This window comes from Kribbella sp. NPDC058693 (genome assembly GCF_042715335.1).
GTDB classification, from domain to species: Bacteria; Actinomycetota; Actinomycetes; order Propionibacteriales; family Kribbellaceae; genus Kribbella; species Kribbella jiaozuonensis.
In genome coordinates this window covers 16,484-41,905 of sequence record NZ_JBHXSQ010000003.1, presented here as the reverse complement: position 1 = coordinate 41,905, position 25,422 = coordinate 16,484, and the positions used below count along the sequence as shown (strand labels likewise).

Below are 25,422 nucleotides of genomic sequence, written 5' to 3'. Positions count from 1 at the left end.
CGCCGTGACCGACCTCTCCGCCGATGTCGTCATCGGCGACTTCACCGTGCCGTTCGTCGTCTCACGCCCGTACCTGAACTTCCGGATCAGCGGTGGTGACTACGAGTACAAGACCTGCTTGAACGTGGTCGTGAACGGCCACATCGTCCGCAGCGAGACCGGCCGCGGCACCGAGCTGTTGCACCCGGCATCCTTCGACCTGACCGACTGGCTCGGCAAGGAAGCGCAGCTGGAAATCGTCGACGAGCCCAACGGGCACCTGCGCGTGAGCGATATCGTCCTGAGCTCGACGCCCTCCGTCGTCGTGCCGGTGATGCCACCGCTGTACGCCGAGGCGCTCCGCCCGCAGCTCCACTTCACCGCCCGGCAATGGGCGATCCAGCGGCTGAACCCAGTCGAGCGTGAGGAGGGCTGGCTCAACGACCTCAACGGGCTGGTCTTCTTCGACGGCGAGTACCACCTGTTCGCCCAGCGCTGGAACAAGTGCTGGATCCATGCCGTCAGCAACGACCTGGTGCACTGGACCGAACTTGCCCCGGCGTTCTTCGAGGAATCTCTCGACAGTGGCGTGCAGTCGGGCAGCTGTGTGATCGACGTCGACAACACCTCGGGCCTCGCCGAGCCCGGCGCTGGGCCGGCGATGGTCGCCTTCTGGTCGCGTAACGACAACCGGTCGCAGTGCATCTCGTACAGCCTGGATCGCGGACGGACCTGGGCGCATTACGCCGGCAACCCGATCATGGACCTGCCCGAGCGTGATCCGATGGTGTTCCGCGATCACCGGCGCGCGCAGTGGGTGATGGTGCTGTACGGCGACGACCGGTACCAGCTGCTGCGCTCCGACGATCTGCTGCACTGGGAGTCGCTGGACAGCTCGATCTCGGACAGCTTCGAGTGCCCGGACTTCTTCGAGCTCGGGGTGGCCGGCTCGGACGAGTCGCGATGGGTGCTCGTGCGTGGTGACGGCCGGTATTCGATCGGGAGTTTCGACGGACGGACTTTCGTCGAGGAGACCGCACAGTTGCAGGTCGACGGCGGGCCGCACTTCTACGCAACCCAGAGCTGGGCAGCCGGTCCTCGCCGGGTTCAGGTGGCGTGGATGCGCGGCGGCCGCTACCCGAACATGCCATTCAACCAACAGGTGAGCATCCCCTGCGACCTCTCGTTGCACCGCACGGCCGACGGCCTACGGATGTACCGCACGCCGGTGCCCGAGCTCGAGACCCTGGCGCGAAGCCGACACACCTGGCCCGCCCGAACCCTCTCCCCGGCAAGCGCCGCCTCCTCACCCGCAAGCACCACCTCGTCCCCGGCAAGCACCACCTCCTCCCCGGCAAGCACCACCTCGTCCCCGGCAAGCACTGACCCCTCAGCGGCGAGCACCGACTCGATCTCATCGTCGGGCTCGGCCCGGTCGCAGACGGACACCGGGGCGCCCTGGAGCGGCCCGTGGCGGATCGGGACGGCGTGGCCGTTGCTTCGGATCACCTGCGACGTCGCTCTCGCACCGGACGGCGAGCTGGCGATCGACATCTGCGGCACGCGGGTCACGGTGACCGCGGGCAGCATCGCCGTACTCGATGCCGAGCAGCCGACGATCACCGCGGTTCGCAAGCTCGACATCCTCGTCGACACGACCTCGATCGAGGTCTTCGCGAACGACGGCGAAGCCTCGTTGACCGCCTGCGTGCAGCCGGGTCACTACGAACTGACGCTCACCGCATCCGGAGCCGACTGCACACTGGGCGAGCTCGAAGTCGTCGAGCTCGCGTCGATCTGGGTCTAGAGCACGAAGCCGGTCGGGAACGGGTCGTCGGGATCCAACAGGTAGTTCGCGGTGCCGGTGATCCAGGCTCGACCGGTGACCGTCGGGACGACGGCGGGATGAGGGCCGACGGTCGTTTCCTCGATCAGCCGGCCGGTGAAGCGGGTGCCGATGAAGGACTCGTTGACGAAGTCGGTGTTGAGCGGGAGCTCGCCGCGGGCGTGGAGCTGGGCCATGCGGGCCGACGTACCGGTGCCGCAAGGTGAGCGGTCGAACCAGCCGGGGTGGATCGCCATCGCGTTCCGGGAGTCCGCGCCGTCTTCGCCCGGTGCGGTGAACTGGACGTGCTTGCAGCCGTTGATCCCCGGGTCGAGCGGATGGACCGGTCGGTCGGCGGCGTTGATCGCGTCCATGATGTCGAGGCCGGCCTTCAGGATGCGGTCCTTCTCGGCGCGGTCGAACGGGATCCCGAGCTGCTCGAGCGGCAGGATCGCGTAGAAGTTCCCGCCGTACGCCAGGTCGTAGGTGACCTTGCCCAGCCCGGGCACGTCAACCGAAGCATCCAAGGCGTGCGAGTACGACGGGACGTTCCGCAGCGTCACGTGCTCCGCACGACCGTTGCTCACGGCAACGTCCACGACGACGAGGCCGGCAGGGGTGTCCAGGCGGACCTGTGTGACCGGCTCGGTCACCTCGACCATGCCGGACTCGACCAGCACGGTCGCGACACCGATCGTGCCGTGGCCGCACATCGGCAGCAGGCCGGAGACCTCGATGTACAGCACGCCCCAGTCCGCGTCGGAACGCGTCGGCGGCTGCAGGATCGCTCCGCTCATCGCGGCGTGACCGCGCGGTTCGTTCATCAGGAACAACCGCAGGTCGTCCAGGTGCTTGATGAAGTACTCGCGCTTCTCGGCCATCGTCGCACCCGGGACGACGCCGACCCCGCCGGTCACGACGCGGGTCGGCATGCCCTCGGTGTGCGAATCGATCGCGCTGATCGTCCGGACGGATCTCATCGCAGGGATTCCACGGCTTTCTTCATGTCCTGCTCCAGTTGGGCAACGTGCTCGGGGACGAGCGGTCCGCGCGGCGGCCGGCACGGTCCGCCGTACCGACCGACGTAGTCCATGCCGTACTTGATCGCCTGGACGAACTCGGGTCGCGAGTCCCAGCGGAACGCGGCGACCAGTGGCTCGTACAGCGCGCGGGCCTCTTCCAGCTTGCCCTCCAGGGCCAGGTCGTACAAACGGACCGACTCCTTCGGGAACACGTTCGGGAAGCCGGCGAACCAGCCGGTGGCTCCCATCAGCAGCGCCTCGAGCGTCAGGTCGTCGGCGCCCGCGATCACGGCCAGGTCCGGCGCGAGCTCGCGGATCTCCAGGACCCGGCGGACGTCCCCGGAGAACTCCTTCACCGCGACGATGTTCTCGATGCCCGCGATCTCGGCGAGCAGGTCCGGCGTCAGGTCGACCTTGGTGTCGAGCGGGTTGTTGTAGACCATGACTGGCAGGCCGGCCTTCGCGACCTCGGTGAAGTGGTTGATCACCTCGCCACGGTTCGCGCGGTACATGGTCGGCGGCAGGCACAGTACGCCGTCCGCACCGTCCTCGGCGGCCTTCTCAGCCCATGCGCGTGCCTGGTGGGAGCCGACGCCGTGTACGCCGACGACCACGATGCCGTCGTCACCGACCGCCTCGATCGCGGTCTTCGCTACCGCGCGGCGCTCGTCGTCGGTCAGCGACGAGTACTCGCCGAGGGACCCGTTCGGCCCGACGCCGCGACAGCCGTTGTCCACCAGCCAGCGGCAATGCTCGGCGTACTTGTCCAGGTCCGGCCGCAACCCCGCCGGCGCCGACGCGTCCTCGGCGTACGGCAACGCGGTCGCAACGATCACGCCGTCCAGTTTCTCGCTCATGTTGTCTCCTCAGCTTGGGCAAGATCGCGCAGCCTCACTGGTACGGCGATCGGTCGTTTCATGCTTGCTTTCGGTACGTCGCCGGGCGCGGCCAGCAATGCGGCGACGGTGCGCGAACACACCCGCCCCTGACACATCCCCAACCCCGCGCGACTGCTGAGCCTCATTGCCCGGCCGTCGTCCAGACCGCGTTCCCCCGCGACGGCCTCGAGCTCTCCCCGCGTGACTTCCTCACACCGGCAGACGATCGTGTCCGCATCACTCCAGCTCTTCCACCCGTCCCGCACCGGATAAGCCCGAGCCAACGCGACGGCAAGCCGCCGCCCCCGAACAACCGCAGCAGGATCCAAAGGAGCATCACCTGAAGAGAGGGCGTGTTGGGCTGCGGCTGTTCCGGCCAGGGTGCCTTCGGCGGTGGAGAGGGCGGCGCCGCCGATGCCGGTTAGTTCGCCGGCGGCGTAGATGCCGGGGGTGGTGGTTTGCTGGCGGTCGTCTACGGCGACGGCTGGGCCGCCGTCGGGGCCGGTGGTGAGGTTGCAGCGGGCCGCGACTGCCAGCTCCAGGTTGGCCGTGAAGCCGAAGCCAACGCAGACGGCGTCGACCTCGACACGGCGTTCGCTGCCAGGCACCGGGCGCCAGGTGGAGTCGAGACGTGCGATCGTGACGGCTTCGACGTGACACGTCCCGTGGGCAGCGATCACGGTCCAGCCGTGGCGAAGCGGGACTCGATGCCGGGCGAGGAGCGCGCCGTACCCGACCGCCTCCCGAAGCTTGCTTGGGGCAACCAATGGGTCGGTGGCCCATCCCTTGCGCACCGTGGTGAGCGAGTTGGCTTCGAGGAGCGCGACGACGTCCGCGCCGACGCCGAGGAGCGATTCGGCTACCGGAAGCAGGAACGGCCCGGTGCCCGCGACGAGCACACGCTTCCCGATCGCGATGCGTTGTCCCTTGGCCAGCGCCTGCGCCGCGCCCGCTGTGTACACCCCCGGCAGATCCCAACCAGGGAAGGGAAGCACGCGGTCATACGCTCCGGTCGCCAGCACCACAGCCTTCGCATCGATCGGGAACGTCTGTCGACCAGCAGCATCCGCCGGACCTCGTTGCGCCCAAAGCCGAGCCGCTGGCAGCTCCTGGCGCTCATCGACGGGGTCCTCGATCGCCCAGATCGAAGTCTCCGGCAAGTAAGTGATCCGCGGGTGTCCCCCGAGCACCTCCCGCTGAGCCGCAAACGCCTTCCACTCATGCTGAATGCGATCCGGCCGCCGCGCCGCGAACTCTGCAGGCAATTGCCGGTTGTACTGCCCGCCAATCCCCCGTCCGTTGTCGACCAGCAGCACCTCGGCGCCGGCATCGGCAGCAGCAACCGCGGCCGCAACCCCCGCCGGCCCAGCACCCACAACCACAACCTCGGCGGACATCGCCGCATGCACAGCAGTCTCGGACACCGGTGGCTCCACACCAACCGACGTAGCGGGCAGAACCGCGCCGTCCTGCGTGGTGATCGCGTCGCCCGTCGCAATCGTCCGTTGGCACGCCCGCACATCGGCAAGACCGTTGACGGTCACCAGACAGTCCTGACACGCCCCTATACCGCAGAAGGTCCCACGAGGACGACCGTGGACACGAGTCGTCCGCCACGTGTCGCGGCCGTTCGCCAGCAGTACGGCGGCCACCGTCTGACCCGCATGAGCCGTGACCGGATGCCCGTCGACCGTGACATCCACCGCGGGCGGCACACCGACCGCAGCCGGATCGCCTGCGCGGGGACGAAGATAAGCGCTCATGATGCGATCACCGCCGGGCGGTCGACGCGGAACGGTGACGGGTCGAGGTGTGGCGCGAGTCCGAGGAACAGCTCGGTGATCAGCCGGCCCGTCGAAGGCGCGAGCCCAATACCGGCGCCTTCATGACCGGTCGCATGCCACAGCCCGAGCACCCGTGGATCCGCACCGATGACCGGCAGATGATCCGGAGCGTACGGACGGAAGCCGCCGTACGCGCGCATCACCGGCACATCGCCGAGGAACGGGAACAGCCCGACAGCCTTCCTTGCAAGCTCCCGCAGCACCCGCACCCGGACCGTCTCGTCGAACCCGATCCGCTCGCGGCTCGACCCGATCAGCACCGTCCCGGCGCGCGTCGACTCGACCACCGTCGACGTCTGCAACTCGGCGTCGCCACTCCCGACCGCGCCGACGTAATCCGCGTCGTACACCTTGTGGCGCACGGACTCCGGCAGCGGTGCGGTCACCAGAATCATCCCGCGCCGCGGCAGCACCTCGATCGGCGCACCCGCGGCCGCACCGAAGGCACCAGCCCACGGTCCGCACGCATTGAGCACTGCCCCACAAGCGATATCGCCGTCCGAGGTATCCACACCCACTACCCGCCCACGCGACTGCCGCACGCCCAGCGCGGTAACCCCCGATCTCACCTCACCACCGCGCTCGCGAACGGCCGCCAGTAGAGCCGTTGCCGCCAGCACCGGCTGCACCTGCGCGTCGTCCGGGTAATGCACCCCGATCGTCACTCGGGGCGTGATGAGTGGCTCGAGCTCAAAAACCTCTGCAGGCGTGATCACCTGCGCAGCGACCCCGGCCTCCTGCTGCTTGGCCGCGAAGGCGGTCAACGGCTCCGGATCCCCGGTCGCCACCACCACGCCGCCCTTGGCTTCCCACTCGATATCCGCGACTCGCTCAGGCAGGCGGCCGCGCACGACATCCCACTCCGCACGCGAGGCAATCGCCAGGTCGAGCTCCGGCCCCGGCTCCTTGTCGGAGACCAGCACGTTGCCCTCGCCGGACGCCGTCGTCCCCGCCGCCGGGCCGTCGCGATCGATGACCAGCACCCGCACGCCGGCCGCCGACAACGCCTCCGCGCAGGCCGCCCCGACCATGCCCGCGCCGACCACCACCACATCGGGTGTCGCGGACCGGTGCATGACGGCTCTCCTCGATGACGTTCGCTAAAATGAACGATATCGAGAGTACGCGCGGTTCCGACGACCGGTCAATGTACTCAACCGGACCTCTCCTGGACTTCTCCCGGAACTATCCCTGCAAATGCGGGCCGCCGGCCGCCGTCGGGTACACATCCGGCGGGTATTCGAGCAGTAGCACCGACCGCACCGGACCGTCGACGGCCTCATAGCCGTGCGCTCCGGCCGCCCGGAAGGCCAGGTAGTCGCCAGGCCCCAGTTCCTCGGTCTGCCCATGTGTACTGACACGTAGCCGACCAGCCAGGACGATGTGGTGCTCGGTGCCCGGATGGCCGTCGGAGTGCTGGACCGCATCCGGCCGGATCTCCTGGTTGTAGATCTCGAACAGCCCGCCCGGGTGCTCGAGCCGCCGCAGCATCCGCAGATCGATCGCCTCACCGGACAGTACGTCGACGTCCGCGGACCGCACCAGGACCAGGTCCGACGCCGGCGACTCGGCCAGCAGAGCCGACACCGGCACGCCGAGAGCGTTCGACAAACTGAACACTGTCTCGATCGTCGGGTTGCCCGCACCGGACTCGAGCTGGGACAGCGTGCCCTTCGCGATCCCGGACCGCCGGGCCAGTTCGGACAGCGAGATGCCCTGCTCGTCCCGCCGCGCCCGCAGGTTCGTCCCGAGCAGCTTTCCCGCACCCATCGCCGTCACAGCCCGGAGCATGCCACATCGAGGCGGTAACTTCGGATCCGTTGCGCGCATCAACCTCACTGAGAGGACTGGTGACCCACATGAAGCTCCTGCGTGCCCTCCCGGCGCTCGCACTCCCGTTCACCCTCCTGACCAGCCCGGCCCATGCGGCACCGACCGCGACCGCCTGCACGATGGACCTCGGCTCCATCACCAGCCAGGGCGTCGTCCTGTACCGGACCGTCACGGCGACCCAGCCCGCGACGGTCTCATCGGTCCAGCGGCAGGTGACCGTCTTCAGCCCGGGTCAGGCCAGGCTGAGCACGATCTGGAACTGGAGCAGCAACCTGCCATCGCTCGAGTCCGGCATCGCCGTCACCAACAGCAACGTCATCGGACAGGCGTCGTACAACTCCAACACCGCGGAGCCCGCTGCCCCGTCCTTCACCCAGATCAGTGCAGGCTGGGGCTCGTACTCCGCGATCGGGCTCTCGGTGGATCCTGACCGTCGTACGGCTCGCAATCAGTTCTACGGCCTCAGCAACGGGACTGTGCACCGCTGGGTCATCAACGGCTTCGGCTGGACACCGACCGGGCAGACCGGTGGCTTCAGCGCAGTGAAGACGTGGGCGCTGCTCGGCCAGTCCACGACGTACGACACGTTCCTGGCCACGACCCGCGGTGGGGCGCTGTACACGATCCGCCTGCCACTCACGCAGGCGATGACCCCAGTGGTCAAGCAGGTCCGTTCGGGGACCTGGGGAGCTTTCGACTACCTGGTCGCCCAGCGCTGCGGCCAGGTGAGCACGCTGCTCATCGGCGTCGACAAAGACGCCGGTACTGCGTACCTGTACGCGATGAGCCACGCCAACGGACCGTCGACGGTCATCCAGACGCTCGGCAAGCTGCCCGGCACCTACACCGACCCGATCTACTTCCTCCGGACCCATGGCACCGATCTGCGCGGCGACTGATCAGGGAATGATCCCCTGCCGGCGCAGGTCGGCGAAGATGTCGTAGAACATCTGCTCGGTCTCGACGTACTCGTGGAACCCCGCCCGCCGGGACTTCGACGAGTCGGCGAAGAAGTCGTAGTCCCATCCGAAGACGAAGTCCGCGAACGGCCACGACGACACCTCTGCGAAGGACGTCGTGGCCAGTCCGTGCCTGGCCTGCATCTCCTTCCACAGCGGCTCTTTGTCGGCCATCACGTCCTGCAACGATATCTGCAGCGGAGGCGCCGCTTCGAGTCCGAACCACGCCGCCAGCCGGGGCCACAACTCGTTCCACCGGAACAGGTCGCCGTTCGTGATGTTGAACGCCTGGTTCGCCGCCGCGGGCGAGGTCGCCGCCCAGACCGTTGCCTTCGCCAACAAACCGGCGTCGGTCAGCTCGAGCAGCGCGTCGTACGCACCAGGCTTGCCCGGGAAGCGCAGCGGTACGCCGAGCTCCTTCGAGATCGACGCATACACAGCGATCGCCACCGCGAGGTTCATGGGATTGCCCAACGCTGCGCCACCGACCACGGACGGTCGCAGCGCCGACCAGGTCCAGGCCTTGCCCTGCTGCCGCTCCTCGAGGAACCGCTGCTGGTCGACGTTGAACTCCGGCGGCAGGTGCGGCGGATCGTCCTCGCGGGCCGGCGTCTTGAACGGTCCGAGATGTGCGCCGTACACCTTGTAGCCCTGCATCAGGCTCACGTGCCGCAGCCCGTGCGAGACCGGCTCGATCGCGTCCACGACGTTCACCAGCATCGCGAGATTCGGCGCGACCAGCTCGGCCCAGGTCGGCCGGTCCTGGTAGGCGACGTAGAACACGTGCGTCACGTCGGAGAGCCCCGAGAGCTTGGTCCGGGTGTCGTCCGGATCGAGCAGATCCACCGCAACATGCCGAACGCGACCAGGTACGTCGACGCCGCCGCGACGCGACAGGCCGATCACCCGCCAGTCCGGCAGCGACGCCAGATGTTCGACCAGATTCGTCCCGATGACACCCCGGGCACCGACGACCAACGCGACGTTCTCCATGACCACAGCCTTGCTGACCTGCGCGGATAAAACCAAGGCATAGTTTTCACCGAATCCATAAGCTCAGATCATGGCAACGCTCAGGCAGCTCGAGTACTTCGTCACCGTCGTCGACGAGACCTCCTTCACCAAGGCCGCCGAGCTCCTGCACGTCACCCAGCCGGCGCTCTCGCACCAGATCCGCACGCTCGAACGCTCAGCCGGCGGACCGCTGCTCGAGCGGCTCCCCCGCACAGTTCGCCTCACCCCGACCGGCCGCGCCATGCTCCCGCACGCACGGGCCGCGTTGGCCGACGCCGAGCGCGCCCGCTGCGCCGCCCGCCAGGCCGCCGGGCTCGAGGTCGGCGAACTGCAGATCGCCACGCTCTACTCGATGACTCTGGGCGTGCTACCCGCGGCACTCCGTCGCTGGCGACAGACGCATCCCGACGTCGGCATCCGGCTCTTCGAGCACCGCCATACCGACGAGCTGATCGAGGCGATGAACGCAGGCGAGGCCGACCTCGCCGTCGGCCCCGAACCCAGCAACTGGCCAGGCGTCACCCGCACGCTTGGCACCGAGGAACTGGTCGTCGTGGTCGCTTCCGACGATCCCGCGGCAACCGGCGACACGATCAAACTGCAAGACCTCGCCGACCGCGCGTGGGTTCACTACGCGCCGGGCCACGGACTCGCGGACGTCCTCGACCACGCGTGCGCGCAGGCCGGGTTCGAGCCGCGGATCGCCGTACGCACGGAGCAGACCGCCGCCGCACCAGCGCTCGCCGCTGCCGGTCTCGGACCTGCACTGGTTCCCGACAACATCGGTCTCCCGAGCGGCAGCCACGTCCTCCACCTGGATCCACCGGTGCGTCGCACGCTTACGGCGTACACGCGCGGTGAGCCCGACCCGCTGGCCGCGGCGTTCATCGAGGTCCTCGTTTGGGGTGATGACGCCGCGGGCACGCGGAGGTGATGGCTGAGGAAGAGTCGGACGCAACAGTCCTGATAGCCGGTACGGCGAACTTGGCGATAGCGATCGCCAAGATCGTCGCCGGTCTGCTGTCCGGATCCACCGCGCTGCTCGCCGAGGCAGCGCACTCCGTTGCGGACACGCTCAACCAGGTGTTCCTGCTGGCCGCGCTGCACCGCAGTCGCAAGCCGGCCGATGCCCGGCATCCGTTCGGCTACGGCATGGAGCGGTACTTCTGGTCGCTGCTCGCCGCTGTCGGCATCCTGGTCCTCGGCGCCGGCTTCTCCATCACTGAGGGTCTGCGCTCGATCTTCGCGCCTTCACCGATCGCCGCCCTGGCAGTGATCTATTCAGTGCTGGGGATCTCGTTCCTGTTCGAGGGGAGCTCCTGGCTCCGGGCGGTGTTCCAGCTCCGCCGGGAGGCGCGCGAAGCCGACGTACCGTTCCTCACACATCTGCGGAGCGCCGAGCCTGCTGTGAAGACAGTGGCCTTCGAGGACTCGGCCGCACTGATCAGACTGCTCATCGCAGCGGCCGGTGTGACGTTGTCCGTCGTCACCGGCGAGCACATCTGGGACGGTGCCGCGTCGATCGCCATCGGTCTGCTGCTGATCGTGGTCGCGTTCACACTCGGCCGGGACAACAAGACCATGCTGATCGGACGCGCACTACCGGCCGACGCCCAACGCGAACTACGCGAGCTGATCGCGAGCACGCCAGGCATCGACGAAGTACTCGAGCTACTCACCTTGCAGCTCGCGCCGGACCAGGTCCTGGCCGTTGCGACCGTCGATCTGGATGACTCCGAAACCACCGGCTCCGCCGTCGAGCAGCTCGCCGAGAAGGTCGACGTACGAGTGCGGGAGGCGTTCCCGATCGTGCGGCACCTCTATCTGGACCCGACACCCGCGGAGGGCCGCGTCAGCGCTGGTCGTGACCCCAGTTCGCCACGATGACAGCGATCGGCGGCAGTACGGCGGCCACTGCGCTCATCCCGATCGCGACCGGGATCGAGAACAGCCGGACCACGAACCACGCCAGACCGATCAGGGCGAGGCAGCTGCCCATCAGCCAGTAGTAGGCCTTCCGGTTGTCCCACCGGCGTGCCATGTCAGACCGCCAGCGACAGCTTCCCGAGGGCGTCGACCAGCGGCGAGAGCTCGGGCAGCTCGGAGGCGTTCTTAAGGGCAGACGTCAGTACGGCGTCGTGGGTCGGCTGCGCCTGGTCGAGCAGCTCGCGGCCGGCCTCGGTGACCTCGGTGTAGATGCCACGCCGATCCGTCGGGCACAGGTACCGCTCCAGCAGCTTGCGGTCCTCGAGCCGGTTCACCAGCCGGGTAGTAGCGGACTGGCTGAGCACCACAGCGTTGGACAGCTGGTTCATCCGCAGGTGGTAGTCGTCCTGCCGCGCCAGCACGTCCAGCACGCTGTACTCACTCACGGACAGGCCGTGCTGCTTCTGCAGCGCGCGCTCCAGCTCGTCCTCGATCCGGGCATGCAGAGCCGCCAGGGTGCGCCACCCCTGCGCCCGCGCCTCCGCGGCGTCATCCGGTAGTCCCACCACACCTCCACTTGAACTTCACGCTTGCATGCGCAATCATAGCGCTTGTGCAATAGCCCGCGTATGCAACTATCGCGCACGCCGGTAACAGTCACAAGACTACATTCGAGGAGAGTCCGCGTCATGCCCGCAGCTCTGCTGGCCCTGGCTATCGGTGCCTTTGGAATCGGCACCACCGAGTTCGTGATCATGGGTCTGCTGCCCGACGTCGCGACCGACTTCGGCGTCAGCATCCCGTCGGCCGGCCTGCTGATCTCCGGCTATGCGCTGGGGGTCGTGGTCGGCGCGCCGCTGCTCACCGCGATCGGGTCGAAGGTCTCCCGCAAGACCGTGCTGATCGCGCTGATGGGTGTCTTCATCGCCGGCAACCTCGTGTCCGCGCTCGCTCCGTCGTACGGCGTTCTGATGACCGGGCGGATCATTGCGGCGCTGTCCCACGGAGCGTTCTTCGGGGTCGGATCGGTCGTCGCGGCGTCGCTCGTACCGAAGGCGAAGCAGGCCAGTGCGATCGCGCTGATGTTCACGGGGCTCACTGTGGCCAACGTGCTCGGCGTACCGGGTGGGACTGCGCTCGGACAGCACTTCGGCTGGCGGTCGACGTTCTGGGCCGTCACTGCGCTCGGCGTGGTCGGGTTGCTCGGCATCGTGTTCCTCGTACCGCGACAGGGCACGGCAGAGGGACCAGGGCTGCGGACCGAGCTGGCTGTGTTCAAGAACGTGCAGGTGTGGCTGGCGCTGGCTATGACTGCGCTGGGGTTCGCTGGAGTGTTCGCGTCGTTCACCTACATCGCACCGATGATGACTGACGTCGCTGGCTTCTCTGCGGGCGCTGTGACCTGGCTGCTGGTGCTGTTCGGCGCTGGGCTCGTCGTCGGCAACCTGCTGGGCGGCAAGGCAGCAGACCGGTCGCTGATGCCGAGTCTCTACCTGATCCTGGCCCTACTGGCCGCCGTACTGGTCGCCTTTGTGTTTACGGCGCACGCCAAGCTGCCGTCTGCCGTGACGATCGCACTCTTCGGCGCAGCGGGCTTCGCGACCGTCGCTCCGCTGCAGAAGCGCGTGATGGACAAGGCGAAGGGCGCTCCGGCGCTGGCGTCCGCGGCCAACATCGCCGCGTTCAACCTGGGCAACGCGGCCGGCGCGTACCTCGGCGGACTCACCATCGAGCACGGCCTCGGCTACACCGCGCCCAACTGGGTCGGCGCGGCTCTCGCGGTGTCCGGTCTGCTCGTCGCTCTCGTCTCCGGCCTACTCGACCGCAAGGACGTTGCGCAGCCAGGTGAAGGCAGCGGCCTGCATCGCCCGGTCGAACTTGTGGGGCCCGTCGAAGAACTGACCGACGTACGACGCTGAGGACCCGGCGGCGGCGTACTGCGCGGAGATCCGCTCATTCGCCGCCTCCTCGCCGTCCAACGGGAACAGCTCGTCATGCCGGTTGTACTGCACCAGGAGTGGTGCAGGTGCCTGGCAGGCGGCGACATCGGACCAGTCGATCTGCGGCGGGAACATCCGGGGCATCAGCATCCAGGTGTGGGTCACGACGTTCTCGTCGAGCAACGAGTTGTAGGTGCCCATCATCCCGATCACAACGGCAGCGGTCAGCTCACTGCTCGTTGCCCGCAGCAACGCAGAGCGGCAACCGCCTCCGGACAGTCCGATACTGGCCGTCCGGTCAGTGGTGTCGTCCCGACCGCGCAGGTAGTCGAGGGCGATGCGGTCCTCCCGCGCGACGACGGCGGCAAAGGTCGTACCGAGCAGGGTGCAGTACTTCTCGACCAGGTGCTCGTGACGGCCGGCTGCAGCGTTGTATGCGGCGGCGTCTCCGTCGACGGCATCCTCTCGGACCTGTGGCGGCATCTCGGTAAGCGGGAAGCGGCGGCTGCCCCAGCAGAAGGCATCCGGCACCAGTACGACGTACCCCTGCGCCGCCAGGTCGTTCGCGTAGGCGCGGCCCTCGTAGTACTGCTCTCGCAGCGCACGCACCTCGGCCGCGGGCTCCTCGTCGGTGTCGGCGATCTTCTCGCGGCCGTAGTACTTGAAGCCGTCATGACCGTGCAGAGCGAGTACGCCGGGCAGCGGGCCGGTGGCGTCCGCCGGTTTCAGTACCCGCGCACGAGTCCGCGGGCCGAAGCCGACGGAGTACGAGATCTCCTCGCCGACCAGCCCGTCCGCCGTCCAACGCCGCTCGACCCGAACGTCCGACGGGCCGTCATCGTCTCCGGCGGTCGCCACCATCCGCCGTACGATCTCGCGGACCTGATCCGCGGCCGGGCGCGCAGATTCCCGCACAGCCGGCGCAATCGCGTGGTCGATCCAGTCGCTGTAGACACCCAAGTGTGTGGAGCTCATCCCCGCAGACTGTCACGACCCCTGACGCCGATAGAACGCACTGACCGCATGGAAAGACTTCTTCGGCAGCCAGTGGTACGGCGAGGCCGCATCGCCATCATGGATGCGCAGGACCTTGCACAGGCTGAAGGCGGCCATGTCCTCGTCGTGAGGACGGTCGTGCGGGCGGTGTGGGGCGTCAGGTGAGATGAAGGTGTACGGCGATGCCCCGAGGAAGCCCTCGTCGGTGAACACACCCAGCATATCGGCCAGGTGGTCCGCCTGCTCCTGCTCGTTCCGGACGTACTGCGGTGGGATGACCGGGACGTCGCCGCTGTAGTCGACGATGTCCCAGCCCATCCCGCCCAGCTCGGCCGCACCGGTGAACGTGCAGCAGCCGAACTCCAGGATCAGGATCGGCTTGCCCCACCGGCGGAACCGCGCCAGTTCCTTCGTGTGGTCGGCGCGGTTCGCGTGGTACGAGTAGTAGTCCAGCCCGACGATGTCGAAGATCGACCAGTCGACCTGCTCGAGATCCGACGCGGCGCCGTACGTGATCCTTCCGTGGAAGTTGCTGCGAGCAACCTTCGCCATCCTCGCCGTGAACGCGCGGAACTTGCGCTGCAGCTCGGCCATGTCGAACTCGCCCTTGGTCAGGTACTCGACCCGCTCGTAGAAGTTCGCTCCCGGCACGATCCCCGGCGTGAACAGCATGAACTCGCACCCGACGACGAGGATCACCTCCTGGCCGTGCCGTCGCCGCAGCCGCTCGGCCTCGACCGCGACCTTGCGCAGCTTCTCCAGCTCCGCCGCCTGCGGCTCGTCGAACGATCGCGGCTGGATCGACACGGTCAGCCCCTCCTCGAGCGCAGCGGTCGCGGTGTCGATCAGGCGCCGTACGTCGCTGCCGTAGATGCTGACCCAGTTCGCGTGCAGCCGGTGCCGGATGGCGTGGATCTCGCCGCGCATCGTGCTGTTACGCCAGCGCGCCCGGCTGTCCTCCTCGGCGGGGCCGCCGCCGGTGTCGTACGCGACGCCCCTGAGGGCGAGCTTGGGACTCGCCGCGGCGGCGGTCGTGGTGATGCCCGCGGTGGTGATCAGCCCGAGGGCGGCGGCGCGGCGGAGGAACTGGGCCCGGTTGATTGCGCTCATGGTCTCGAGTCTTCGCCGGAACGTGGCCGAGGTCGTCGTACCGAGGTCGCCGGCTGTCTGACTTTGGATGATGAAACAGTGTCCTCGGATCTGACACACTGTTTTAGTGCGAGAAGCGGATCGACGATCGGTGCTGGGATCGGTGTGGCTGCGGGACGAGCCGGAGCCGACCCGGGCGCGGCTGAGCCGCGACGACATCGTCAAGACAGCGATCCGGGTGCTGGACCGGGAGGGCCTGGACAAGTTCTCGATGCGGGTGATGGCGGCCGAGCTGGATGCGGCCGCGACGTCGGCGCTGTACTGGCGGATCGCGACCAAGGACGACCTGCTCGAGCTGGTGGTCGACGAGATCTTCGCGGACGCGCTCGTGCCGGCGCCCGAGCGGGGAGACTGGCGCGATCACGTGACGGTTGTCGTGCAGGCGGCGTACGACGCGCTGTGGGAGCACCCTTGGGCGGCGCGGTTGCTCGCGTCCCACGGTGGGCTCGGGCCGAACTACCACGCACTCATCGACCGGGTGGAGTCAGTGCTGGACGCGGCCGGTTTCAAGGGGACGCACCTGGACGCCGCGGTGTCCGCGATCTTCCACTACCTGGTCGGCTCCGCGGTCACCGACTCGGCCTGGCTCTCCGTCGTACGACGCAGTGGCCTGAACGACGCGCGCTGGGCCACCGAGTCGGCCGGCCGAATGGGCGTCGACGCGACCCACCTCGCGGCGTACCTGAACCGCAAGAGCCGGTCCGGCCCGGAAGCTCGCTTCGCCTCCGGACTCCGGGTCATCCTGGTCGGCCTGAGGCCGCGACAGCTGTCCTAGGACTTCTTCTTCGGCTTGAGCGATCGCGCGTACGCGACGCTCACCGCGAAGTGCTCGCGGAGCTGTTCGGTGTCGGCAAGGAGCGCGTCGGGTACGGCGACGTACTCCTTCTGCACCACGCCGTGCGCAACGTTGAGCGCCGCGTCGTACCTGGTCAGGAACGCCTCGCGCTCGGCCGTGGGCAGGCGCAGCGCGAGGACGCCGTTCTCGTTCAGCATCGAGAACATGTTCCCGTTCACCGAGGTGTACGGGAAGCCGGCGCCCTTGCGCTCGACGTCCGGGAACAGCGCGACGAGTGCGTCGAACAGGGCGACCCTGTCAGCCGGAGCTTTGGCCATGTCGCCACCGTAGGACGGGTTTACAGATCGGCGAAGGCTGAGGCCGGGTTTTCGAAGGCGTCGGCGACGAAGCGGAGGAAGGCCGCTGCGGTGCCGCCGTCGCAGACGCGGTGGTCGAAGACAAGGGACAGTTGGGTCAGCTTGCGGATGGCGAGTTCGCCGTCCACCACCCACGGACGGTCGATGATCCGGCCGACGCCGAGGATCGCGACCTGCGGGTGGTTGATGATCGCCGCGCTGCCGTCGACGCCGAAGCTGCCGTAGTTGTTCAGTGTGAACGTTCCGGAGGTCAGCTCGTGTTGGGTCAGCTTTCCTTCTCGTGCCGATTCGGTCAGGCGGCGGATTTCGGCGTCGAGTCCTCTCGTGGTCATCGAGTGTGCGTTCGCTACGGCGGGTACGACGAGACCGCGGTCGGTCTGGGCGGCGAGGCCGAGGTTCACGCCGTCGTACTGGACGAGTTCTTCGCGCTCGGTGTCGACGTAGCCGTTGAGCTCGGGGTATTTGAGCAGGCCGGCGACGGTGAAGCGGGCCATCAGCGCAAGGAGGCCGGGGCCGGGGTCTGTTGCTGTGCGCAACGATGCGCGGAGGTCGATGAGGGCGGTCGCGTCGACGTCGACCCAGGTGGTTGCCTCCGGGATCTCGGCGCGGCTGCGGGTCAGCGTGGCGACGACGGCCTTGCGGAAGCCGCTCATCGGCGTACGCCGCAACTCCGGCAGACCCGTTCGCGTCGGGGCCGGCTGGGTCTGTTGTACGGCCGGGGCCGGCTCGAGTTGGGTGCGGCGGGCGATGGCCAGCTCGACATCACGACGGACGATCAGCCCGTCCGGTCCGGATCCGTCCAGCGTACGCAGATCCACCTCAGCATCCCGCGCCAACCGACGAACCAGCGGCGAGATCACCAGCGGCACTCGCTTCTCAGGAACCGTCTCCGTAACAGCCGGCAGACTTCTCCCGGACGACCGAGGCTTGCGACGACGCCCCGCCCCGGAGACCTCGGTCGTGCCGTAGCCGACGAGTACGTTCCCGGACCCGGCGCGTTCTTCCTCGCGGTACGCCTCCCCCGCGGGATCGCCGACCGTGATCAGCGGCTTGCCGACCGGGATCGTCGTACCGGGTTCGCCGTGGAGCTCCTCGATGACACCGGCGTACGGCGAGGGCAGCTCGACGATCGACTTCGCCGTCTCGACCTCCGCGACCGGGGTGTCGACGACGACCACGTCACCGACCTTCACCAGCCAGCGAACGATCTCCGCCTCGGTCAGCCCTTCACCGAGGTCGGGGAGAAGGAACGTGTTCACGAGTCCTCCCACTGCAAGTCGTCCACCGCGTCCAGGATCCGGTCGACGCTCGGCAGCTGGTACTTCTCCAGCTTCGGTGGCGGGAACGGGATGTCGAACGCCGTCACGCGCCGCACCGGCGCCGCCAGCGAGTGGAAGCATTTCTCGGTGACCCGGGCAACGATCTCCGACGACACACTCGCGAACCCGCTCGCCTCGGCAACGACGACCGCGCGGCCGGTACGCCGTACCGCCGCGTACACCGTCTCGTCGTCGAACGGCACCACCGAGCGCAGATCCACCACGGTCAGCTGCCGCCCTTCCGCCGCCGCAACCTCGGCCGCCTCGAGCGCGACCGGCAACGCGGGGCCGTAGGCAATCAACGTCGCGTCGGCACCTTCACGCCGTACGACGGCCGAGCCGATGCCGGGCTGGTCCTCGGTGAGGTCGACCTCTTCCTTGGCCCAGTAGAGCTTCTTCGGCTCCATGAACACAACAGGATCGGGGAACTCGATTGCCTTACGCAACAACCCGTACGCATCCGCGACCGTTGCCGGCGTCACCACGGTCAGCCCGGGCGTGTGCGCGAAGTAGCTCTCGGACGAGTCGCTGTGGTGCTCGACGCCGCCGATGCCGCCGCCGTACGGGATCCGGATGACCATCGGCAGCTGGACGCGGCCGCGGGTCCGGTTGCGCATCTTGGCGACGTGCGAGACGACCTGCTCGAACGCCGGGTACCCGAACGCGTCGAACTGCATCTCGACGACCGGGCGCATCCCGTTCATCGCCATGCCGACCGCCATACCAACGATGCCGGCCTCGGCCAATGGGGTGTCGAAGCAACGATTCTCGCCGAACTCCGCGGTTAGTCCGTCGGTGATCCGGAAGACGCCACCGAGCGCGCCGACGTCCTCGCCGAACATCACCACGCTGTCGTCCGCGTGCATCGCGTCCCGCAATGCCTGGTTGAGCGCCTGGGCCATCGAGATCTTCGTGTGCGTCATGGCGTCAGGCCTCCTCTCGCGCCAGTTCGTCGCGCAGGAACGCGGCCTGCTCGCGCAGCTGCTGCGTCTCCTCGGCGTACAGGTGCTTGAACAGCTCCGCCGGATCCACCTCAGGCTCCGGCATCAGACCGTCGCGCAACTGCTGAGCCACCTGCGTGGCTTGAGTCTCTGCCCGCTGCCGTACGTCGTCGTCCAGCCAGCCCTGCTGCTGGAGGTACGTCGTCAGCCGCTGGATCGGGTCGCGGTCCAGCCACGGCGTGACCTCGTCGTCCTGGCGGTAGCGGGTCGCGTCGTCGGCGTTGGTGTGCGCCTGGACGCGGTACGTGTGCGCCTCGATCAGCTGCGGTCCTTCGCCTGCGCGGGCCTTGTCGACAGCCTGTCCGAGGACGGCGAGGAGGCCGGCGAGATCGTTGCCGTCGGCCCGTTCGCCCGGTACGCCGTACCCGATGCCCTTGTGGGCAAGCGATGGCGCGGCGCTCTGCTTGGCGAGCGGGACCGAGATCGCGTACTCGTTGTTCTGGACGAAGAACACGACCGGCGCGTGGAACACGGCCGCGAAGTTCAGCGCCTCGTGGAAGTCGCCCTCGCTCGTACCGCCATCGCCGACGAGCGCCATGACCACCGTGTCCTCGCCCTTCAGCCGGGCCGCGTGCGCGACGCCGACCGCGTGCGGCAGCTGGGTCGCGAGCGGGGTCGACTGCGGCGCGACCTTGCGCGCGTACGGGTCGTAGCCCGAGTGCCAGTCGCCGCGGAGCAGCGTCAGCGTCTCGATCGGGTCGACGCCGCGGCTCACGATCGAGACCGAATCGCGGTACGTCGGGAACAGCCAGTCGCCCTCCTTGAGGACCATCGTCGCTGCGACCTGACAGGCTTCCTGCCCGTGCGAGGACGGGTAGACCGCAAGCCGGCCCTGGCGGACGAGCGCACTCGCCTGATCGTTGAAGCGACGGCCGCGGATCAACTCTGTGTAGCCGTCGAGCAGGGCTTCCTTGGCGGGGAGGTCATACGACGGATGTTCGTGCGGTACGCCGTGCTGATCGATCAGACAGACGGGTTCCGCGGAGGGGAGCAGATGCTCCGTGACGGTGGTCATTGACCCTCCAGCGCAGGAGACGGACGGTAGCCACATCGTCGTACCTCCTGGCCAAGTGGATCTATAGCTGGGAGAATTGAGAGACGTTTGGCAAAAGGTCCCGGCTCAGGAGGTCGCACAATGTCCGACGAGGTGATGGTCCACCGGGCCGGTCCTGGACAGATTGTCGTCGCCCCCGCGCTCGACGAGATCGATCGGCAGATCATCGAGGCGCTCGGGCGGGACGGACGGCTGTCGATCCGGGCTCTCGCGGACGAGGTGCACATCTCGCGGGCGAACGCCTACGCGCGGGTCGAGCGGCTGACGAACACCGGGGTGATCACCGGTTTCACGGTGACGGTTGACCCGCTGCGGCTGGGGCTGGCGACGTCGGCGTACGTCACCCTCAGTCTCCGGCAAAGCTCGTGGCGAACCCTCCGGAAACAACTCCAGGCGATCCCGGAGATCAAACACATGGCCCTCGTCGGCGGCGACTTCGACGCCATCCTCCTCGTCCGAGCCGCCGACAACGAAGGCCTACGCCGCCTGGTCCTAGAAAAACTCCAAGCCATCCCCGAAGTACTAGCCACCCGCACCGCCCTCATCTTCGAAGACGTAGGCACTCTGTAGCGGCACGCTTAGCAGCCGCAGGAGCGGCGCAGGATTAGTTGTGTGGGGAGGGTTAGGGCCTCGATGGTTTGCTCGCCTTCGATGAGGCGGCGGACTGCTTCCTGGGCGACGAGTTCTAGGGGCTGGCGGACGACGGTTAGTGGGGGCCAGGTGTATTCGGTTTCGGGGGTGCCGTCGAAGGCGACTATGGCTATGTCTTCGGGGACGCGGATGCCTGACTCGTGGAGGGCTCGTAGGACGCCGATCGCCTGGAGGTCTGAGCTGGCGAAGATGGCTGTCGGGCGGGGGGCTGTCTCGAGTAGGCGGTGGGCCGCCGCGTAGCCGCCTTCTCGGGAGAATGTTGCGCGGGCGATCGGGCCGCGGGGAAGGCCGGCGGACTCGAGGGCGTCCTGCCAGCCGAGTTCTCGTTCGGGGTGGCCGGTGCCGCCGATTACCAGGCCTATGACCTGGTGGCCGTGGCTGATCAAGTGCTCGACGCCTTGGCGGGCGCCTTCGCGGTAGGTGGGGCGGACGGAGCTGACCGTTGGGAGCACGCGGTTGATTGCGATCGCGGGCACCTCGGCGTCGGTCAGGTCCGGGTCCTCGTGGGGTGCGACCAGCAACAGGCCGCTGACCTGGCGCACCAACAGCTCCGCGATCTTCGCGCGTTCGGTGGCCGGATCGCCGTCGGTGCTGGTTTGCAGTACGACGTAGCCGCGCGACGCCGCCTCCCGGTCGATCGCCTTCGCCAGCTCCGCGAACAGCGGGTTCCCACCATCCGGCGTGATCAGCCCGAACGTCCGCGTCGTACCCATCCGCAACGCCCGCGCCGTCGCATTCGGCCGATACCCGAGGACCCGGATCGCCTCCAGCACCCGCTCGCGAGTCTCCGGCGCGACCTTGCGCGGCCCCTCGTTCACCACGTAGCTGACCACGGCCGTGCTGACCCCGGCGTACTCCGCCACGTCGTTGCGCGTCACCGGTTCCTTCGGCATGCAGTGATGGTACGACGGTTGACCGCCCCGGAAAGCGATTGCTAGCGTGTGTCATCTACACGAGTAGAAGGAGATCGTCGTGGCCAGACGCTATGCCGTCGCCGGGACCGGATCGCGGGCGCAGTCGTACATCCGCGCGATGTTCCAGGCACACCCCGAGGAAGCCCAGCTCGTCGCCCTGCTCGACCCGAACCCGGGCCGGCTCGCGTTCCACCAGCGGCTCGTCACGGAGCTCGGTGGGGCGGAGCTCCCGCAGTACGGCGCTGACGACCTGGAGCGGATGGTCAAGGAGCAGTCCGTCGACCGCGTCGTGGTGACCAGCCCCGACTACACACACGCATCGGTCGTGTCGCAGCTGCTGCGCGCCGGCGCGGACGTGATCGTGGAGAAGCCGCTGACGATCAACGCGGAGGGGACCCGCCAGATCGTCGACGCGATGAACGAGTCGGGCAAGTCCGTCGTCGTCACGTTCAACTACCGCTACTCGCCGCGGAACAGCGCGCTCCGGCAGGTGATCGCGGACGGCGAGATCGGCAAGATCACCAGCGTCGAGTTCCAGTGGGTGCTCGACACGCGGCACGGCGCCGACTACTTCCGCCGCTGGCACCGCGAGAAGCTGAACTCCGGCGGCCTGCTGATCCACAAGGCGTCTCACCACTTCGACCTGGTGAACTGGTGGATCGCCTCCTCGCCGACACGGGTGTTCGCATCCGGTGGACTGTCCTTCTACGGCGACGAGAACGCGACCGCTCGGGGCCTCGGGCAACGACCGGCGCGCGGCACGATCGATGGCTCGGCCAACGATCCGTGGTTGCTTGACTTGCGCAACGATGAGACGAACCGGCAGTTGTACTACGAGAGCGAGAAGTACGACGGGTACCTGCGCGACCAGGACGTCTTCGGTCCGGGGATCACGATCGAGGACAACATGTCCGTGATCGCGGAGTACGCGAACGGTGCGCGAATGAGCTACTCGCTCAACGCGCACTCACCGTGGGAGGGGTACCGCGTATCGGTCAACGGCACTCTCGGCCGTGCTGAACTGGAAGTTGTCGAGCGTGCCGCGGTGGTCGACGACCAGATCGATCCGAGCTACCCGTCCGATCGCGTGATCGCCGGCGACGTCCGGACGAACGGTGAGCGACTGGTCCTACAGAAGCACTGGGCCACCGCGGTCGAGGTGGAGATCCCCCGCGGCGAAGGCGGCCACGGCGGCGGCGACCGCCTCCTCTACACCGACCTCTTCGTAGGCCCGACCAACGACCCGCTGGCGCGGGCCGCCGACGTCAACGACGGCGTCCGAGCCGTTGCTGTAGGCATCGCCGCCAACCAGTCCCTCGCCACCGGCCAGCCGGTCACAGTTGCGGACCTGAACCTAGGCGGTTGGTCCGCCTAGCCCTGTAGACGTCTACCAGGTGGCAGGCTGACCTGGGCGGTGGGTGCCGAAGGTCCATTCGTAGCCTTCGGGGTCGGCGACGCGGCAGCGGTAGTTGCCCCACTCCGACAACTCGGGGGTCCAGACGGACTCGGCGCCGGCGGCGGTCGCAGTCGCATACACCGCGTCGACCTCGTCCTGCGTGTCGAACGCGACGTACATCCCATGGCCGACCGTGTCGCCCTTGCGCGCCGGCCGGTCGTACCTCGCCTCGTCGGTGAAGAGCGTGAACGCGACCCCGCCGTACCGCATCTCGGCATGCATGATGCCGCCTTTGTCGTCCGGGACCTCCATGGTTGTTTCGAACCCGAAGGCCTTCTCCAGCCAGCGCAGTGCGGCGGGGGCGTCGCGGTAACCGAAGTACGCGTGGAATGTCGCTGTGTTGGTCATACCTCCAGCATCGACGGGGTAGCGGACAGGACCCGTCCGCTACCCCATTCGATTACTTCCGGAACTGGCCCGGGCCGAGGACCGACCAGCCCTTCGCGGTCGGCGTCTTGATCGAGCTGATCGGCATCGAGAACGTGTGGACCAACCGGTTCGGGCGGCTGATCGCCCAGAACGTCGGGTGCCGCGGGTCCGAGCGGTCCCACGCGATGCCCTGGCCCTGTACGTCGGGCAGGTTGACCGTCGCGATCCAGCGCAGCTCGGAGCCTGCCGTCGGCAACTCCATCACATACGCCTCGCCGAGGTCGTGACCGGTCAGCCAGAGCCGGCCGTCCGGACCCCACGAGCCGCCCGAGTTCGACATCGGCTTGAAGCGGTCCAGGATCTGCTTCGGGATCGTGTACGACGCGAGCGGCTCGAACTTGTCGTTGAGCTTCACGATCTGGGTGTTGTACGTCTGGCCGTACGGCTCGCCGGTCTGGTCCGACACGTCGTCATAGTTGGCGAACCCGGCCCACCACGCGCCATCGTGCCGGTCCAGCCACGTCAGCGAGCCGCGGTAGATGCCGAACGAGTACGAGTCGATGTGCCGCATCGTCTTGGTGTCGAACACCTCGATCGAGCTCTCCATCGGCCAGTCCGAGTAGTTCGAGTGGACGGCGTACAGCTTGTTGCCGAGGACCATGCCGCTGTCCATGTGGATGAACGGGCCGTCCTCGTCGCCGGCGAACTGCAGCAGCGGTTCACCGGTACGGCGGTCGTGCTTGGTGATCGTGGTGTTGTTGACCGCGTAGAAGTACTTCGAGTCGACGGCGACGGCCTGGTTCGCGTCGAACGCGGCGTACGACTTCAGCGGGGTGGCGTCGTACGTCGGCGGCTCGGCGACGGCGGCCATACCATACTGTTTGGTATGGATCTGGTCGGCCGGGAGCGCGGCCGAGGCGGGCGGGAGCGCGACGGCGGCCAGGACTGTCGTCGCGACGATGAGGGCGGGGAGCTTTCGCATTCACAACCTCCGAGGGGATGGATCCTGCTCCCCGACCCTCGTTTCACCGTTGGAACGCTGCATGAATCTGATGCGTCAGGCAGCTTGCCGTCGGGCTGTTCGTTGGCGGCGGAACCAGATCGCGAGCGCGATACAGGGCATCACGAGCCCGCCGATGCCCAGTACGAGGAAGTCCCACTCGGCGCTGATGTGGTCGACCAGCCAGCCGAAGTTCTGCCCGAAGAACCCGGTCAGGAAGGTCAATGGCAGGAAGACCGTGGCCAGCTTGGTGAGCTGTTCCATCGACGCGTTCTGCCGGACGCTGATCTTGGTCTGCTCGACGCCGATCACCGCCATGTTCGCCTCCAGGACGGTCGCGAGGAGATCGCGCTGGGCGGCGACTTCCTCGTTCACTAGGACGAGATGGTCGTGGACGTCGCGGAAGTACGGCAGGAGCGCGGTGTCGCGGGAGCCCCGTTCGATCGTCGCGAGTACGGCGAGCAGCGGGTGGACGGCCCGGTAGAAGTCGGTGACCTCACGACGGAGGAAATAGATCTGCTCGGTCGGAGCGACGGAGCCGGCGAAGACGGTCTGCTCGACGCGCTCGATGTCGCGTTCGAGTTCGGCGACGACGGGACCGTAGCTGTCCACGACCTGGTCGAGGATCGCCCAGAGGACCGAGCTCGTGCCGCACTCCAGGAGTTCGGGACGTTGCTCGAGGCGGATCCGTGCTCCGTGCAGGTCGCTGGCGACACCTTGACGGACGGTGATCACGAACGACGGTCCGACGAAGACACTCACCTCGCCGAAGTCGACCTCCTTGCGCTCGTCGTCGTACCGAGCGGTCCGGAGGATGACGAGCTCCACGTCACCGGCGTACGGCTCGACCTTGGGCCGGAGATGGAAGGTCTGCGCGTCCTCGACGGCCAGCTCGTGCAGGCCGAAGCTCTCCCTCGTCTGGGCGAGTTCCTCGGCGGTGGGCTCGTACATGCCCAGCCAGACGAACCCACCCTGCTGGCAGTGGGCGGCAGCATCCTCGACCGACATCGCCTCGACGTGCTGGCGGCGTCCGTCCCGGTAGTAAGCGCAGTCGATGATCATGGTGACCTCCTCCCCCGATCGTCGTACTCGACGCCGATAGGAAATAGGGTTGGCTGGGAAAGCGGTGGTGAACATCCGT

The 25,422-nt window shown here is 67.7% G+C and carries 26 protein-coding genes; 8 read left to right on the top strand and 18 right to left on the bottom strand.

Translation table 11 applies throughout. The features are described from left to right. Window positions 1-4 precede the first annotated feature (4 nt). Window positions 5-1,786 carry a GH32 C-terminal domain-containing protein gene (locus tag ACFWUU_RS18015; protein ID WP_380176943.1) on the top strand — a complete coding sequence of 594 codons (1,782 nt, stop codon included), beginning with the start codon at window positions 5-7 and terminating at the stop codon, window positions 1,784-1,786. On the opposite strand, the gene ACFWUU_RS18010 is transcribed toward ACFWUU_RS18015, so the two are convergent. From ACFWUU_RS18010 to ACFWUU_RS17990, 5 genes are all read right to left on the bottom strand, one after another. Then, the gene (locus tag ACFWUU_RS18010) at window positions 1,783-2,784 is read right to left on the bottom strand and encodes a proline racemase family protein (protein ID WP_380176942.1); all 1,002 of its coding nucleotides are present in this window, start codon (window positions 2,782-2,784) and stop codon (window positions 1,783-1,785) included. The genes ACFWUU_RS18015 and ACFWUU_RS18010 overlap by 4 nt on opposite strands. Next, entirely contained in the window at window positions 2,781-3,683 is a 903-nt protein-coding gene (locus tag ACFWUU_RS18005; RefSeq protein ID WP_380176941.1) for a dihydrodipicolinate synthase family protein, read from the bottom strand. Before ACFWUU_RS18005 ends, ACFWUU_RS18010 begins: the two co-directional genes overlap by 4 nt. Continuing rightward, a complete protein-coding gene (locus ACFWUU_RS18000; RefSeq protein ID WP_380176940.1) occupies window positions 3,680-5,467 on the bottom strand; it encodes an FAD-dependent oxidoreductase in 1,788 nt (595 codons plus the stop codon). Before ACFWUU_RS18000 ends, ACFWUU_RS18005 begins: the two co-directional genes overlap by 4 nt. Continuing rightward, a complete protein-coding gene (locus ACFWUU_RS17995) occupies window positions 5,464-6,624 on the bottom strand; it encodes an NAD(P)/FAD-dependent oxidoreductase (RefSeq protein WP_380176939.1) in 1,161 nt (386 codons plus the stop codon). The genes ACFWUU_RS18000 and ACFWUU_RS17995 overlap by 4 nt, the downstream gene beginning before the upstream one ends. Window positions 6,625-6,733: 109 nt before the next feature. Beyond that, window positions 6,734-7,318, bottom strand: a complete 585-nt coding sequence (locus ACFWUU_RS17990) for a helix-turn-helix domain-containing protein (protein ID WP_380179025.1) — start codon at window positions 7,316-7,318, stop codon at window positions 6,734-6,736. A gap of 89 nt (window positions 7,319-7,407) precedes the next feature. Here ACFWUU_RS17990 and ACFWUU_RS17985 point away from each other — a divergent pair, with 89 nt between their 5' ends. After that, entirely contained in the window at window positions 7,408-8,280 is an 873-nt protein-coding gene (locus tag ACFWUU_RS17985; RefSeq protein ID WP_380176938.1) for a hypothetical protein, read from the top strand. Here the strand turns inward: ACFWUU_RS17985 and ACFWUU_RS17980 are convergent, their stop codons facing one another. Beyond that, window positions 8,281-9,333 (bottom strand): SDR family oxidoreductase, encoded by a 1,053-nt coding sequence (locus ACFWUU_RS17980; RefSeq protein ID WP_380176937.1) that lies wholly within the window; start codon window positions 9,331-9,333, stop codon window positions 8,281-8,283. Window positions 9,334-9,403: 70 nt separating this feature from the next. Between ACFWUU_RS17980 and ACFWUU_RS17975 the strand changes: the two genes are divergently transcribed. Both ACFWUU_RS17975 and ACFWUU_RS17970 read left to right on the top strand, forming a co-directional pair. After that, on the top strand, window positions 9,404-10,288 hold the full coding sequence (locus ACFWUU_RS17975) for a LysR family transcriptional regulator (protein ID WP_380176936.1): 885 nt from the start codon (window positions 9,404-9,406) through the stop codon (window positions 10,286-10,288). After that, a complete protein-coding gene (locus ACFWUU_RS17970; RefSeq protein WP_380176935.1) occupies window positions 10,288-11,241 on the top strand; it encodes a cation diffusion facilitator family transporter in 954 nt (317 codons plus the stop codon). The genes ACFWUU_RS17975 and ACFWUU_RS17970 overlap by 1 nt, the downstream gene beginning before the upstream one ends. On the opposite strand, the gene ACFWUU_RS17965 is transcribed toward ACFWUU_RS17970, so the two are convergent. Beyond that, the gene (locus ACFWUU_RS17965; RefSeq protein ID WP_137256383.1) at window positions 11,207-11,395 is read right to left on the bottom strand and encodes a DUF3099 domain-containing protein; all 189 of its coding nucleotides are present in this window, start codon (window positions 11,393-11,395) and stop codon (window positions 11,207-11,209) included. The two genes, ACFWUU_RS17970 and ACFWUU_RS17965, sit on opposite strands and share 35 nt — an antisense overlap. Window position 11,396: 1 nt before the next feature. After that, entirely contained in the window at window positions 11,397-11,846 is a 450-nt protein-coding gene (locus ACFWUU_RS17960; RefSeq protein WP_137256382.1) for a MarR family winged helix-turn-helix transcriptional regulator, read from the bottom strand. Window positions 11,847-11,969: 123 nt separating this feature from the next. Between ACFWUU_RS17960 and ACFWUU_RS17955 the strand changes: the two genes are divergently transcribed. Then, entirely contained in the window at window positions 11,970-13,199 is a 1,230-nt protein-coding gene (locus ACFWUU_RS17955; RefSeq protein ID WP_380176934.1) for an MFS transporter, read from the top strand. On the opposite strand, the gene ACFWUU_RS17950 is transcribed toward ACFWUU_RS17955, so the two are convergent. Together ACFWUU_RS17950 and ACFWUU_RS17945 are read right to left on the bottom strand one after the other, a co-directional pair. After that, complete coding sequence (locus tag ACFWUU_RS17950) at window positions 13,095-14,195, bottom strand: dienelactone hydrolase family protein (RefSeq protein WP_380176933.1); 1,101 nt, start codon at window positions 14,193-14,195, stop codon at window positions 13,095-13,097. The two genes, ACFWUU_RS17955 and ACFWUU_RS17950, sit on opposite strands and share 105 nt — an antisense overlap. A gap of 12 nt (window positions 14,196-14,207) precedes the next feature. Next, entirely contained in the window at window positions 14,208-15,326 is a 1,119-nt protein-coding gene (locus ACFWUU_RS17945) for a hypothetical protein (protein WP_380176932.1), read from the bottom strand. A gap of 106 nt (window positions 15,327-15,432) precedes the next feature. Here ACFWUU_RS17945 and ACFWUU_RS17940 point away from each other — a divergent pair, with 106 nt between their 5' ends. After that, entirely contained in the window at window positions 15,433-16,140 is a 708-nt protein-coding gene (locus ACFWUU_RS17940; RefSeq protein WP_380176931.1) for a TetR/AcrR family transcriptional regulator, read from the top strand. Here ACFWUU_RS17940 and ACFWUU_RS17935 read toward each other — a convergent pair. From ACFWUU_RS17935 to ACFWUU_RS17920, 4 genes are read right to left on the bottom strand one after another with little or no spacing between them, the layout of a single operon-like run. Then, on the bottom strand, window positions 16,137-16,478 hold the full coding sequence (locus ACFWUU_RS17935; protein ID WP_380176930.1) for a hypothetical protein: 342 nt from the start codon (window positions 16,476-16,478) through the stop codon (window positions 16,137-16,139). The two genes, ACFWUU_RS17940 and ACFWUU_RS17935, sit on opposite strands and share 4 nt — an antisense overlap. 20 nt (window positions 16,479-16,498) lie before the next feature. Next, a complete protein-coding gene (locus ACFWUU_RS17930) occupies window positions 16,499-17,776 on the bottom strand; it encodes a dihydrolipoamide acetyltransferase family protein (protein WP_380176929.1) in 1,278 nt (425 codons plus the stop codon). Beyond that, window positions 17,773-18,759, bottom strand: a complete 987-nt coding sequence (locus ACFWUU_RS17925) for an alpha-ketoacid dehydrogenase subunit beta (protein WP_380176928.1) — start codon at window positions 18,757-18,759, stop codon at window positions 17,773-17,775. The genes ACFWUU_RS17930 and ACFWUU_RS17925 overlap by 4 nt, the downstream gene beginning before the upstream one ends. 4 nt (window positions 18,760-18,763) lie before the next feature. Beyond that, window positions 18,764-19,852, bottom strand: a complete 1,089-nt coding sequence (locus tag ACFWUU_RS17920; RefSeq protein ID WP_380176927.1) for a thiamine pyrophosphate-dependent dehydrogenase E1 component subunit alpha — start codon at window positions 19,850-19,852, stop codon at window positions 18,764-18,766. A gap of 120 nt (window positions 19,853-19,972) precedes the next feature. On the opposite strand from ACFWUU_RS17920, the gene ACFWUU_RS17915 reads away from it, so the two are divergent. Then, the gene (locus ACFWUU_RS17915) at window positions 19,973-20,461 is read left to right on the top strand and encodes an Lrp/AsnC family transcriptional regulator (protein WP_130387870.1); all 489 of its coding nucleotides are present in this window, start codon (window positions 19,973-19,975) and stop codon (window positions 20,459-20,461) included. 8 nt (window positions 20,462-20,469) lie between these two features. Here the strand turns inward: ACFWUU_RS17915 and ACFWUU_RS17910 are convergent, their stop codons facing one another. Continuing rightward, the gene (locus ACFWUU_RS17910) at window positions 20,470-21,435 is read right to left on the bottom strand and encodes a LacI family DNA-binding transcriptional regulator (RefSeq protein ID WP_380176926.1); all 966 of its coding nucleotides are present in this window, start codon (window positions 21,433-21,435) and stop codon (window positions 20,470-20,472) included. A 79-nt stretch (window positions 21,436-21,514) separates the two neighbouring features. On the opposite strand from ACFWUU_RS17910, the gene ACFWUU_RS17905 reads away from it, so the two are divergent. After that, a complete protein-coding gene (locus ACFWUU_RS17905; protein WP_380176925.1) occupies window positions 21,515-22,831 on the top strand; it encodes a Gfo/Idh/MocA family protein in 1,317 nt (438 codons plus the stop codon). A 12-nt stretch (window positions 22,832-22,843) separates the two neighbouring features. Here the strand turns inward: ACFWUU_RS17905 and ACFWUU_RS17900 are convergent, their stop codons facing one another. From ACFWUU_RS17900 to ACFWUU_RS17890, 3 genes are all read right to left on the bottom strand, one after another. Further along, window positions 22,844-23,260, bottom strand: a complete 417-nt coding sequence (locus tag ACFWUU_RS17900) for a VOC family protein (protein ID WP_380176924.1) — start codon at window positions 23,258-23,260, stop codon at window positions 22,844-22,846. A 52-nt stretch (window positions 23,261-23,312) separates the two neighbouring features. After that, the gene (locus ACFWUU_RS17895; protein WP_380176923.1) at window positions 23,313-24,263 is read right to left on the bottom strand and encodes a hypothetical protein; all 951 of its coding nucleotides are present in this window, start codon (window positions 24,261-24,263) and stop codon (window positions 23,313-23,315) included. 75 nt (window positions 24,264-24,338) lie between these two features. Continuing rightward, entirely contained in the window at window positions 24,339-25,343 is a 1,005-nt protein-coding gene (locus ACFWUU_RS17890) for a magnesium and cobalt transport protein CorA (protein ID WP_380176921.1), read from the bottom strand. Window positions 25,344-25,422: the final 79 nt, after the last annotated feature.